This is a genomic window from Microbulbifer maximicatervae (SeqCode), assembly GCF_052468295.1.
In genome coordinates this window covers 1448447-1460685 of sequence record NZ_CP174340.1, presented here as the reverse complement: position 1 = coordinate 1460685, position 12239 = coordinate 1448447, and the positions used below count along the sequence as shown (strand labels likewise).

12 protein-coding genes are annotated in these 12239 nt (G+C 50.2%); 8 read left to right on the top strand and 4 right to left on the bottom strand.

All coding sequences use genetic code 11. The annotated features are described in order from the left end of the window. Positions 1–69: 69 nt before the first annotated feature. Positions 70–1320: an NADP-dependent isocitrate dehydrogenase gene (icd, locus tag ACJJIQ_RS06730; RefSeq protein WP_020415259.1), complete on the bottom strand. Its 1251-nt coding sequence runs from the start codon at positions 1318–1320 to the stop codon at positions 70–72. Between the two features lie 149 nt (positions 1321–1469). Here icd and ACJJIQ_RS06725 point away from each other — a divergent pair, with 149 nt between their 5' ends. The 6 genes from ACJJIQ_RS06725 (at position 1470) to ACJJIQ_RS06700 (ending at position 7056) form a co-directional block, all read left to right on the top strand. Then, the gene (locus ACJJIQ_RS06725; protein ID WP_445364099.1) at positions 1470–2072 is read left to right on the top strand and encodes a pseudouridine synthase; all 603 of its coding nucleotides are present in this window, start codon (positions 1470–1472) and stop codon (positions 2070–2072) included. A 97-nt stretch (positions 2073–2169) separates the two neighbouring features. Then, complete coding sequence (mnmA, locus tag ACJJIQ_RS06720) at positions 2170–3315, top strand: tRNA 2-thiouridine(34) synthase MnmA (protein ID WP_445364098.1); 1146 nt, start codon at positions 2170–2172, stop codon at positions 3313–3315. Positions 3316–3321: 6 nt separating this feature from the next. Then, positions 3322–3960, top strand: a complete 639-nt coding sequence (gene hflD / locus ACJJIQ_RS06715) for a high frequency lysogenization protein HflD (protein ID WP_413665869.1) — start codon at positions 3322–3324, stop codon at positions 3958–3960. 15 nt (positions 3961–3975) lie between these two features. Beyond that, on the top strand, positions 3976–5349 hold the full coding sequence (gene purB / locus ACJJIQ_RS06710; RefSeq protein WP_445364097.1) for an adenylosuccinate lyase: 1374 nt from the start codon (positions 3976–3978) through the stop codon (positions 5347–5349). 128 nt (positions 5350–5477) lie between these two features. After that, on the top strand, positions 5478–6632 hold the full coding sequence (locus ACJJIQ_RS06705; protein ID WP_445364096.1) for a JmjC domain-containing protein: 1155 nt from the start codon (positions 5478–5480) through the stop codon (positions 6630–6632). A 1-nt stretch (position 6633) separates the two neighbouring features. Next, positions 6634–7056, top strand: a complete 423-nt coding sequence (locus tag ACJJIQ_RS06700; RefSeq protein ID WP_445364095.1) for a GNAT family N-acetyltransferase — start codon at positions 6634–6636, stop codon at positions 7054–7056. A 49-nt stretch (positions 7057–7105) separates the two neighbouring features. Here ACJJIQ_RS06700 and ACJJIQ_RS06695 read toward each other — a convergent pair whose 3' ends face one another. Further along, the gene (locus ACJJIQ_RS06695; protein WP_444908093.1) at positions 7106–7711 is read right to left on the bottom strand and encodes a TMEM175 family protein; all 606 of its coding nucleotides are present in this window, start codon (positions 7709–7711) and stop codon (positions 7106–7108) included. A gap of 463 nt (positions 7712–8174) precedes the next feature. Here ACJJIQ_RS06695 and ACJJIQ_RS06690 point away from each other — a divergent pair, with 463 nt between their 5' ends. Next, entirely contained in the window at positions 8175–9503 is a 1329-nt protein-coding gene (locus tag ACJJIQ_RS06690; RefSeq protein ID WP_445364094.1) for an MFS transporter, read from the top strand. Here ACJJIQ_RS06690 and ACJJIQ_RS06685 read toward each other — a convergent pair. Both ACJJIQ_RS06685 and ACJJIQ_RS06680 read right to left on the bottom strand, forming a co-directional pair. Then, positions 9465–10052, bottom strand: a complete 588-nt coding sequence (locus ACJJIQ_RS06685; RefSeq protein WP_445364093.1) for a flavodoxin family protein — start codon at positions 10050–10052, stop codon at positions 9465–9467. The genes ACJJIQ_RS06690 and ACJJIQ_RS06685 overlap by 39 nt on opposite strands. Then, the gene (locus tag ACJJIQ_RS06680; RefSeq protein WP_445364092.1) at positions 10049–10894 is read right to left on the bottom strand and encodes an arylamine N-acetyltransferase family protein; all 846 of its coding nucleotides are present in this window, start codon (positions 10892–10894) and stop codon (positions 10049–10051) included. Before ACJJIQ_RS06680 ends, ACJJIQ_RS06685 begins: the two co-directional genes overlap by 4 nt. 191 nt (positions 10895–11085) lie before the next feature. Here ACJJIQ_RS06680 and ACJJIQ_RS06675 point away from each other — a divergent pair, with 191 nt between their 5' ends. Beyond that, positions 11086–12042 (top strand): MBL fold metallo-hydrolase, encoded by a 957-nt coding sequence (locus tag ACJJIQ_RS06675; RefSeq protein ID WP_445364091.1) that lies wholly within the window; start codon positions 11086–11088, stop codon positions 12040–12042. Positions 12043–12239 lie beyond the last annotated feature (197 nt).

The window sequence follows — 12239 nt, the reverse complement described above, 5'->3', positions numbered from 1 at the left end:
ACCAATGTGAAGGGCTTTTTTCATGGGACTCGGGCCAACTTAAAGCCAGCCCGGCCTCACGGATGTAGCTTAAGCCATGTGCTTGATAACTTCGTCACCAAACGCAGAACAGGACTTCAGCTCAGCACCGTCCATCAGACGCTCGAAATCGTAGGTTACGGTTTTGGCTTCAATAGCACCTTCCATACCCTTGATTACCAGGTCAGCAGCTTCGTTCCAGCCCAGGTGACGCAGCATCATCTCAGCGGAAAGAATCAGGGAGCCCGGGTTAACCTTGTCCTGACCAGCGTACTTAGGCGCAGTACCGTGGGTTGCTTCGAACAGGGCAACGTCGTCGGACAGGTTTGCGCCCGGAGCGATACCGATACCACCAACCTGTGCAGCCAGTGCGTCAGACAGGTAGTCACCGTTCAGGTTCAGGGTAGCAATTACGTCGTACTCAGCCGGACGCAGCAGGATCTGCTGCAGCATAGCGTCAGCAATTACGTCCTTAACAACGATTTCCTTGCCAGTCTTCGGGTTCTTGAAGCTGTGCCAGGGGCCGCCGTCCAGCGGCTGAGCGCCAAACTCGTCGCGAGCCAGCTCGTAACCCCAATCAGCGAAGGCACCTTCGGTGAACTTCATGATGTTGCCTTTGTGTACCAGGGTTACAGAATCGCGATCCTGGTCCACAGCGTACTGGATAGCCTTGCGCACTAGACGCTTGGTACCTTCTGCAGAAACCGGCTTAACACCGATACCACAGTTCTCAGGGAAACGGATCTTCTTAACACCCATCTCGTCCTGCAGGAACTTAATAACTTTCTTAGCTTCGTCAGTGTCAGCTTTCCACTCGATACCAGCGTAGATATCTTCGGAGTTTTCACGGAAGATAACCATGTCTACCTTGTTCGGCTCTTTAACCGGAGAAGGTACACCGCTGAACCAGCGCACCGGGCGCTGACATACGTACAGATCCAGCTCCTGACGCAGGGCTACGTTCAGGGAACGGAAGCCGCCGCCTACTGGAGTGGTCAGGGGGCCTTTGATGCTAACAACGTAGTCTTTGATCGCTTCCAGAGTTTCAGCCGGGAACCAGTCGCCAGCGTAAGTCTCTGCTGCTTTCTCACCGCAGTAGATTTCCATCCACTCGATTTTCTTTTCGCCGCCGAAAGCTTTTTCTACAGACGCGTCGATCACCTTGCGCATTACCGGGGTGATATCCACACCGATGCCGTCACCCTCGATGAAAGGAATAACCGGGCGATTCGGAACATTCAGCGAACCGTCGGAATTGACTGTAACTTTTTCGCCGTCTGCCGGCACTTGGATATGACCCATATTGCGTAAACTCCCAAAATTCTATGACTTTTTAGGTCCAGCGTTGCTTGCACCGCTCCCCCGGGACCTTAGGGCGGGGATGAAAAACGGCGGGATTATAGCAGCCTCGGCTAATTTTTGTAGTTGGATTACAATACTCAATTTTTCTTATGGCAAAGATTATTCTCCTCAACAAGCCTTTTGGCGTATTAAGCCAATTTACAGATGATCAGGATCGCGCCACTTTGGCTAACTTTATCCAGCACAAGGGATTCTATGCGGCGGGCCGCCTGGACTACGATTCTGAAGGATTACTACTACTGACTGATGATGGAGCGCTACAACATCAAATCAGTCACCCCAAGCGGAAAATGCCCAAAACCTATTGGGCCCAGGTGGAGGGTGAAATTACTGATGATGCCCTTTATATGCTCAGGCAAGGGGTCAACCTGAAGGATGGCCGAACCGCACCTGCCAAGGCCAAGCGCCTGCCTGAGATGGAGCCCTGGCCCCGCACGCCGCCAATTCGCGAACGCAAATCGATCCCAACCAGCTGGCTGGAGCTGACTATCTCTGAGGGGCGGAATCGCCAGGTAAGGCGGATGACTGCGGCGGTAGGCTTCCCTACCCTGCGGCTAATCCGGGTGGCGATAGGCAGCTGGAAGCTCGACTCATTAAAGCCTGGCGAGTATCGAACGGAGGAGGTTTTTAGCGCTCCCAAGCCCCGAACAAAGCCGGCAAACAACCGCAATCGACCGCGCCGAAAGCGATAATCTATAACGGAAGATCAAAGCGGTCTTGGTCAAATGGGGCGTTCGCAGGTAAAATTCGCCCCCCTTTCATACCAGTGAAGTAGTGACTGTCCTTCTTATGCCTGATTCCACCCACAACAAACAGCCAAAGCGCATCATCGTCGGTATGTCCGGCGGTGTGGATTCCTCTGTAGCCGCACACCTGCTGATCCAGCAGGGCTATCAAGTGGAAGGCCTGTTTATGAAAAACTGGGATGAAGACGACGGCACAGAATACTGTACTGCCAAGGCGGACCTGGCGGATGCCCAGGCAGTTTGTAAGAAGTTGGGCATCAAGTTGCACACCGCCAATTTTGCTGCGGAGTACTGGGATCACGTATTCGAGTACTTCCTGGCAGAGTATAAAGCCGGGCGCACTCCCAACCCGGATATCCTCTGTAACCGGGAAATCAAATTTAAGGTCTTTCTTGAGTACGCCGAAGTGCTGGGTGCCGATGCAATAGCCACCGGGCACTATACCCGTCGCCGCGATATCGATGGCCGCACCTATTTATTGAAGGGCCTCGACGGTAACAAAGACCAGAGCTACTTCCTGCACGCGGTGGGAGAAGCCGAATTTGCCCGCTCGCTCTTTCCCTTAGGGGAGCTGGAGAAGCCCGAGGTTCGCCGTATCGCTGAAGAAAACGGCTTTATCACCCACAACAAGAAAGACAGCACCGGCATCTGCTTTATCGGCGAGCGCCGCTTCAAGGATTTCCTCGAGCAGTACCTGCCCGCCCAGCCGGGCGATATGGAAACCCCAGAGGGTGAAGTCATGGGGCGCCACGCGGGCCTGATGTACCACACCATTGGCCAGCGCCAGGGGCTCGGTATTGGTGGCGTCAAAGGTGCAGGCGAACAGCCCTGGTACGTTGTCGGAAAAAACCTGGAGCGCAATGTATTGATTGTGGCCCAGGGTGCACACCACCCCCTGCTTTATGCAACGGGGCTGGAAGCAACACAGACCCACTGGATTAATGGCGCAGCACCGGGCAAAACATTCCGTTGCCAGACCAAGACCCGCTATCGCCAACCAGATCAGGATTGCACCGTGCACCTGCAGGATAATGGCAATTTGGTTGTAGAGTTCGACGAGCCACAACGCGCAATCACACCGGGACAATCTCTGGTACTGTACGATGGAGAAACCTGTCTCGGTGGTGCGGTGATCGAGAAAGCCACGGGAGTTGGCGCCGCAGTACCGGAAAAATACAAGAAAGATTAAGGAGTAATTTTGAATAACTGGCGGGATCAGGCACTGGCACTGGCAGGAATATTCCAATCCGCAACACTGGTGGAGCGCCTGGCCAAAACAGGCTCTGCACCGCAGGAACAGCTGGAAACCGGGGTATATAGCCTCTTCCAGCTAAACCCTGATCGCACTGAAGATATATTCGCCGGTGCAGACAAGCTGCTGCCCGGTTTAAAAGTATCGCAGCAAATACTAAAGACCCGGCAACACCCGGAATATACCGACGGTCTACGCTACGCCCTCTCGGTGATCTACCTGCAGCGACAACTCAGCAAGAATAATGACCTGCTATCAATCATTGGCAGCCGATTGGATAAGGCCAAGACTCAAGCAGAGCACTTCGAGCTGACTCACGAGAATGTATTTTCCAACCTCGCCAGCATCTACAGCGATACGCTAGGTACCTTCCGCTTCCGGATTCAAGTACTGGGTGACTTCAATTACTTGCAACAGCAGCGTATCGCCAATCAAATTCGCTCCATGCTATTTGCCGGCATCCGCTCGGCAACTCTATGGCGACAGTTGGGTGGGCGTCGCCTGCACCTTCTGTTCCAGCGCAAAAAGCTTTTGAATGCGACCAACGAATTGATCGCACATATCGAATCTATAGAACACTAATCCCGGAGATTTACTATGACAGTTGAGCTTTCCGCACTCACAGCGGTATCCCCTATTGATGGTCGCTACGAGAGCAAGACTGCCCCCCTGCGTGAAATTTTCAGTGAATACGGCCTGATCCGCGCCCGCGTTGAAGTGGAAGTACGCTGGCTGCAAAAACTTTCCGCACATAAAGAGATCGCCGAAGTTGAGCAGTTCGACGAAGCTGCCAACAAGCTGCTCGACAGCATTGTGGCCGACTTCTCCCTGGAAGATGCTGAGCGCATCAAGGAAATCGAGCGCACCACCAACCACGATGTAAAAGCGGTTGAATACTTCCTCAAGGATAAAATCAGCAGCAACGCCCAGCTGGCAAAAGTGAGTGAATTCGTACACTTTGCCTGCACCTCTGAGGACATCAATAACCTATCCCACGCCCTGATGCTTCGCGCTGGCCGCGACAACGTCATGTTGCCTGCGATGGAAGCCCTGATTGAAGCTATCGTAGGCCTGGCCCAGGACTTTGCCGACGTACCCATGCTGTCCCGTACTCACGGCCAGACTGCCAGCCCGTCTACTGTTGGTAAAGAACTTGCTAACGTGGCCGCGCGCCTGCGCCGCCAGGTAGCCCAGATTAAAGCGGTGCCGCTGCTAGGTAAAATTAACGGTGCGGTAGGTAATTACAACGCTCACCTGTCTGCATATCCCAATATTGATTGGGAGCAAAATGCTGAAGAATTCATTTCTTCTCTGGGCCTTAGCTGGAACCCCTACACCACCCAGATCGAGCCCCACGACTACATTGCTGAGCTGTTCGATGCTGTTGCCCGCTTTAACACCATCCTGATCGATTTTGACCGCGATGTATGGGGCTATATCTCCCTGGGTTACTTCAAGCAAAAAGTCGTTGCCGGTGAAGTTGGCTCCTCCACCATGCCGCACAAAGTTAACCCCATTGACTTCGAAAACTCCGAAGGCAACCTGGGTATCGCCAACGCCGTATTCCAGCACTTGGCAGCCAAACTTCCAGTATCCCGCTGGCAGCGCGACCTGACAGACTCCACCGTGCTGCGCAATATGGGGGTGGGTGCAGGCTATTCCGCCATTGCCTATGCCGCCACCATGAAAGGCCTGGGCAAACTGGAAATCAACCGCGAGCGCCTAGCGGAAGACCTGGATAATTCATGGGAAGTATTGGCAGAGCCGATCCAAACGGTTATGCGTCGCTACAACATTGAAGAGCCTTACGAAAAACTGAAGGCCCTTACCCGTGGCCAGGGCATCACCCGTGAAACCCTGAAAGTATTTATCGAGAACCTGGAGATTCCCGCAGAGGCCAAGAGCGATCTGCTGGAAATGACTCCGGCATCCTATATCGGTAACGCCGTGGAACAGGCTCGCAAAATTTAATCGAGCCCAGCTACCAGCCGCACCCAGCGCGGCTGGTCATCTTTTAAGAAATACAAAAGTACGCTGGATAGTTTTCGAACCTCAGAATATCCAGATACAACCCCAGCCTTCTGACAGTGAGAGTTACCGTGGCCAGCCCCCTTACCCATCTTGGCGACATGCCCATCGAAGTTTTTATGCGCGACTACTGGCAGCAGAAACCCCTGCTGATACGCAATGCTTTCGCCAACTTTGAATCACCCATCTCGGGTGAAGAACTCGCAGGTATGGCCCTGGAGGAAGCGGTCGAGTCTCGCTTGGTATTGGAAAATGGTGAAAGTGGCCCCTGGGAGCTGCGCACCGGTCCATTCACTGAAGAGGATTTTCTCTCCCTCCCTAAAACCCACTGGACCCTGCTGGTACAAGCTGTCGATCAGTGGATGTCAGAAATTGCTGAACTAAAAGATTTCTTCCGCTTTATCCCCGACTGGCGGCTGGATGATGTGATGATCAGTTACGCCGCCGATAAGGGCAGCGTTGGTCCCCACTACGATCACTACGATGTGTTTCTTCTCCAGGCCGAAGGCAAGCGTTTGTGGCAACAAGGCCCCAAGGTGGATGAAAGCAATCCCCGCCTGGAAGGAACGCCCCTCAATATCCTGAAAGATTTCGAAGCAGAAAACAGCTGGGTACTAGAGCCCGGCGATATGCTTTACTTGCCGCCCCAATACAGCCATTGGGGAATAGCCGAAGGTGGGTGCACTACGATCTCTATTGGTTTCCGCGCGCCTTCCGCCGCGGCGATCCTCGAAGATCTCGCCGCTGAAGTCGCTATGGATTTGCCGGACAGCCAGCGATACACCGATGCCGGTGCTGAAGTGGCGAAAAACCCAGCGGAAATTGACCCCGCCTCTGTTGCCCGCCTGCAACAACAGCTCGGCAAATGGCTGCAGCAGCCGGAGAAAATCGCCCAGTGGTTTGGCGCAATTATGACCGAAGCAAAATACCCGGATACTGTCGCCCTGGACGCTGACGACGCTGCAGACTGGCGCGAACAAATGCCCCAGGGGGCACAACTGGTTTTAAATCCCGCTTCCCGCACCGCCTTTTGCCGCGAGCCAGCCACTTTGTTTGTTGATGGTGAAGCCTTCCCCTGCCCCTTGGCGTTTGCCGAGCAGTTTGCTGAATCCCATGAAATTTCCTGGGATGATATCGAAGCCTTCCCGGAAATAGCGGAAGACAGCGGCCTTCTCGATCAGCTGGTTGCACAGGGCACCCTGATCTACCCTCCTGAGGATTTCTGAGATGCCAGTAGCTATACGCCTAGCGGATTGGGATACTGACCGAGAGGCAATTCGCTCAATACGCGAGGCCGTTTTTGTGCAGGAACAACAGGTACCCGCAGACCTGGAATGGGATGATCAAGAGGAGGCATCCCAGCACTTCCTCGCCTACCGCGAAACAACACCGGTTGCCACCGGGCGCCTCACCCAAGGCGGAAAAATTGGTCGTATGGCTGTACAGAAATCTTCACGCGGATGCGGCATCGGGGCCCGGCTATTGCAGGCCATCTGTGAGCGGGCGAAGGAACAAAACTTTCAGCAAGTCCATTTACATGCACAGCAACATGCTGAGGGGTTTTACTTGCAGGCTGGGTTTGAGGTGGAAGGCGACGTGTTTTACGAAGCGGGAATTCCCCATATCAAAATGGTGCGCAGCCTGATTTGACCATTTTGAGGCCTGCCACCAGCAACCATATGGCAGGCCCGGCCCCACCTCAACTCTCTGCAGGGACATAGCGCTTCTCGACAAAGTGAGCCAAAGGCGCTATCCCCAACACATACACTATCCAAAGCCCAAGCCCCCAATAGGGATTGAAAAGGGTCAACAAGCACGCCAGGATACTGGTACACAACATCACCATGCTGACCACTAGTACACGGTGCGCGGATACGTTCGTTCGATTGGCAGCGACACACCACATACCCGCAATTGCTATAGCGGCCACCGCATAGCTTGCTGACAATAAGATCACTGACCAAACCTGGTCAGGATATTCCCCCATCAAACTTGCTGGAAAAGGAATAAACGCCACCGCCCCCAATAGCAAAAAGTTAAAACTGGTAAAGGCAACCGATTTAAATTGGTGGTCCGACATCAGATGATTGTGGGTAAGCCATAGCCGACAGAGAATCGCAAAGCTCAGTATCCAGGAAAAAAAATGGGGCAACTGCTGAAGAATATTGCTGTGGAAATCCTCGCCGGGCTTTATATCCTCCAGATCGGGAATCTGGATATTAAAAACCAACAGCGTCATAGCAATGGCAAAAACGCCATCACTGACGGCATTAATACGGCTAGCCAAGAAAGACTTTCGACGCATGGGCCACCATCGATTGCCAAGGTTGGATACTCATTAAAGCCCAGTCCCGAAGCAGGATCTCACCTCTAGTTTCAAGATGCCAACAGCGTTCACGCCACTCACATCCCTTCCACCTGATAACGAGCCACGGAATGTTTCTATTGGGGAGATGAAATCATATGGTAACGACTTTGTAAGTGCATTCTTTTAAATAAAGGGTCTATTAAAGCTCCTCGATACGGCACCGCCTAGTAAATAGCATTCAACTTCAACAGCCGTTGGCGATACTTTGATCAAACCTAGCTGCCTGATCGATTTCAATCCTGCTTACTATCAACTACTTGTGTTCGGGCTACGGCTCCTAATTGCTCTAAGATCTATCTAATGCGACTTGTTTCATATCCATTTAAAACCCTAGCGCTTTATCCCTATTGGTCGCTGCAATCATAAGCAGGAGCTGAGGAGTGAAGCCCAAGGCCGAGACGTGGCAATAGACACCGATAAAGAAAAGCCTATGGGGCAGAAACACTTCCGCTACGCGTCTTGGACAGTTGCAGTCATATTTTTCAGCGCCAGCGTAACCAACTCAATCCTATTTGCCCTACTATCACCTAGCCTCACTCAAGAACTCAATCTCAACCATCAAAGCTTAGGGATGCTGGGAGGATATTACTTTGTCGCCTATTCTATTGGTCAACTGACACTTGGCTCACTATTGGGCCCTATAAGTCCACGGTATTTACTGAGTATCTCAGCCGCCCTCGCCGCTAGCGGCTGTGTAATTTTTGCCAGCAGTCATTCTTTCGGAACAGCCCTTACAGGGCAGCTCTTAGTCGCACTTGGATTATCCAGTAGCTTCTTGGGAGTTATCTATGTTATCGGACGGGATTTACCTAATAAGTTTTCACTAATGGCCGCTGTTAGCCAAGGACTAGCTAATTTCGCAGCAGCTTCACTCTCATTACTTATCGGTTTGTTAGATACCGAAGTCTCATTCCGGGAGCCCTACTTCATCGCAGCGATATTTTTTATTTGTCTTGCTGTGCTGCTATTTATTTTAATTGGCAGCAATCAAAACTCTTCCCATGAACTCTCTGCCAAAAAAGCCACTCAATTTGACAAGCTAAATTCATGCTTCAAATCAAGAGCTTTTTGGCTGGCCCTCACCTTCTATTCCTGCCTTTTCGGCGTAATTATCGCCTACTCTGATTTATGGAATATACAGTTCCAAGTTGATTTTTTTCGTGAAACATCCAGAGAAAGTGCCCTACTCAATGCGATGATTTCAACGGGTATCATTATCGGCAGCTTTATTGTCGGTGCTTGGTCTCATTATCGGGGAGATTATGTAATTCCAGCGAGAACTTTTAGTTTCCTCTCAATTATTGCTGTCACAGCTTTACTGAGTATTCACTTGTCGGACTCCTGGACTTTGACGGCAAATTTTCTCTTAGGATTTGGCCTCAGCAGCTCAATTCTATCTCTCTCGATAGTACAATCTGAACTTCCTGAAAAGGCGCACGCCATTGCCTCTGCCCTTATTGTAACTGGGGGCTTTGTTTTAGGAGGGGTAATTCAAACCCTCATAGGGCTCTCACTTGATCAAGATATAGAGTTCGCTTATATCCGCTCCCTCAGCGATTTATTAGCCAGACTTTTTGACTTTGCTCCACAACCAACACAGCAATTCTACAATTACCAAGCTGGATTTCAGCTAATCGGGATTATCGTCATCATAGGCTGCATCAGCAGCCTACTTTTGGACAGCAAAAAGCTAGTCAAGAAGCGTGGTCCTAAAATCGGAAGTTCGTAGTGCTAAGCCTGCGATTCGACGACCTAAATGTACGGCTGTGAGTCGGTCCAACTGATGAATTTCACCAGTTCCCTCAGCGACAGCTACCAAGCCCGACTGACAACCACCCCGGTTTCTACCCAGGGAATCTTGACTCGGTAGAATATCCAGGGGAACCCACAACATGCCCATTTGTGCAGCAAAGACCTGTAGAGTCCTGATGGTACCTAGCTGATCACCACTAAAATTACTACCAACAGTAAATCCTGCAGCTAACTTATCCAGCCAGCACCGATCTCCATAGCGTTCACTTGCTGCATCCATAAATGCTTTGAATTGAGCGGAGACAGTACCCATAAAGGTCGGCGAACCCATTACTATGGCTTCACATTGATCCAACTGAGCTAATAATGACTGGTCTTCGTAACGCCCGTGACGAATGCTCTCTCCCTGAATCTCAAGGGCAACACCAATACACTTCTCTAGCGTGTTAACCCCCTCCACCACGGACTCCGCAAGAACTTTACTGCAGCCAGATACAGAATGGTAAACAACACCTACCCTCTTCATATGACTCGCTCCGCTATGCCGTCTGACTCAAATATCCGGCCTAACTTTTGATCAATTTCTCTGCCAGCCGGCACTTCTATCCCAAAGATATCAAGTAAAGTAGCCCGAAGCTCATCAACATCCGCTAACATGACAACACTCTTGGAGCCTAAAAGTGGTTGATAGCTTAACTGTCTATTGAAAAGTGTATGCCGCCCCTCTGGGAAAGACCGAGCAACAATCAAGTGCTCTACAAACCTGGATTTAGGGTGCGTTGAACAATACCAACTACCAATTTTATAATCGCCATGAGTTTTAGGTTTCAAGTCAAAGCTGTACATAGGTTGCCAACCACTATCGGTTGTAACCTCTAACAGGTACTCATCATCTATTAAAGTAAAGCGGTAAACACCGTGCGGTGCGCTCTGACGATCACTGGAGTCTAAATTGAGTGGTGCAGTCAAAGTGTTACTTCCAAATCCCGCATCTATCAGGAAGCGTGTACCCTCAAGCTCCACCATCAGAATCATATGCGACTGAGCGGGTTGATGCCCTATCGGCATTTGCCACAGTATCCGTGCGGCGAGGTTCGTAACTTTAAAACCGATTTGCCCTAACACTGCCCCTAATAAGGCATTTTGCTCGTAACAATAACCTCCACGTTTTTGTTGTACCAACTTGGCCTCAATAGATTCCAACTCAATATCCACGGGGCTTCCCAAAAATGAAGTGGCGTTCTCGAATGGAATCGTACGGACGTGCTGGGTCAACAACAGCTGTAGACACTGCAAGTTAGCACCCGGGGTTCCATCAAAATTAATACGGTCTAAATATTGCTGCAAGTTAATACCAGGGGTACTCATCTCGATTGTCTCCTCAAAATCCGGGCTCATAATCAATAGACAAGAGCTTAATACCTAAACCTAACTTGAGGTCAATAGCTTTTTTCATCTTCTACACTACTTATCAATCAGAAGTTAATCAAAGCCAAAGCTCAGGAAGACCCCTAGCCAGCGTAATCTTCAATATTGCTAAACAATCAGGTAGCGACTAAGTGGAAATACTGTTTTTGGGGACATCATCAGGCACTCCGACCAAGCAGAGGAATGTTTCTGGTATTGGGCTAATAGAAAGCCTGGGAAAGAACTGGTATTTGATCGACTGTGGGGAAGGTACCCAGCAGCAGATTCTACATACAAACTTATCACTAAATAGGCTAAGTGCAATCTTTATCACCCATAAGCATGGCGATCACTGCTACGGACTCCCTGGTCTACTTGGTAGCTCAGGAATGCAACGAAGAACAGCACCACTGACACTTATTGCCCCTCGAGCCGTTTATGAGTGGCTTCTATCAACTCAAAGAATCACCGAACTCTATTTCCCATTTGCGCTCGGCTTCATTCCTGTAGAAGATCTACCCCAAGTAGACATCGGGCAATTCACTATTGACACTGCACAACTTTCTCACAGGGTTCCTTCCTATGCATATAGTTTTACTGAAAGAAATATTGAGGTTACTCTTGATACGCAGAGACTAATTTCTGCTGGTATCCCCAAAGGGCCCCTATGGGGAAAACTAAAGGCCGGTATCGATGTCATCCATCAAGGTGAGACATACGCTGCAACCGACTTCGTTCTGAAGCCAAGGTCTCCACGAAAAGTAACAATTTGCGGGGATAATGATAACCCGCAGTTATTAAATGATACCTGTATTAATAGCAGCGTTTTAGTGCACGAATCAACCTATGCAAAAAAAATGGCTGTAAAAGCAAGGCATGTGGGGCATAGCTACTCCACCCAAGTAGCTTCATTTGCAGAAAGTCTTTCAATACCTAACTTAGTTCTCACCCACTTTAGTACACGCTATCAAAAAGATATCGATGCAGATTGCTCAATTGAGACGATCAGAAACGAAGCTCAGTCCGTATATAAAGGGCAGCTGTATTTAGCCGAAGACTTCATGAACCTTAAGCTAGAAAAATCTGGGAATCTCATTCAAAAAAATTAGCCACCCATACACTAGGACAGCTAGCTAGCACTAGCTGACTCCCTCGGATGTAGTGGCACACTTGTTTCTTACCTAGATAGTAGAACGATTAAGTGAACTACACATAAATAAAGATGAAACGAATTAGTTTGCTCAAACTTTACACATCTTATTGACAAAGAGAACTGCCAGATTTGATGGCATTGCCCAAACGTCAA

Excerpts from the sequence above, each read along its gene's own strand:
- icd (WP_020415259.1), bottom strand. The coding sequence starts at position 1,320 with ATGGGTCATATCCAAGTGCCGGCAGACGGCGAAAAAGTTACAGTCAAT.
- ACJJIQ_RS06725 (WP_445364099.1), top strand. The coding sequence starts at position 1,470 with ATGGCAAAGATTATTCTCCTCAACAAGCCTTTTGGCGTATTAAGCCAA.
- mnmA (WP_445364098.1), top strand. The coding sequence starts at position 2,170 with ATGCCTGATTCCACCCACAACAAACAGCCAAAGCGCATCATCGTCGGT.
- purB (WP_445364097.1), top strand. The coding sequence starts at position 3,976 with ATGACAGTTGAGCTTTCCGCACTCACAGCGGTATCCCCTATTGATGGT.
- ACJJIQ_RS06700 (WP_445364095.1), top strand. The coding sequence starts at position 6,634 with ATGCCAGTAGCTATACGCCTAGCGGATTGGGATACTGACCGAGAGGCA.
- ACJJIQ_RS06695 (WP_444908093.1), bottom strand. The coding sequence starts at position 7,711 with ATGCGTCGAAAGTCTTTCTTGGCTAGCCGTATTAATGCCGTCAGTGAT.
- ACJJIQ_RS06685 (WP_445364093.1), bottom strand. The coding sequence starts at position 10,052 with ATGAAGAGGGTAGGTGTTGTTTACCATTCTGTATCTGGCTGCAGTAAA.
- ACJJIQ_RS06680 (WP_445364092.1), bottom strand. The coding sequence starts at position 10,894 with ATGAGTACCCCTGGTATTAACTTGCAGCAATATTTAGACCGTATTAAT.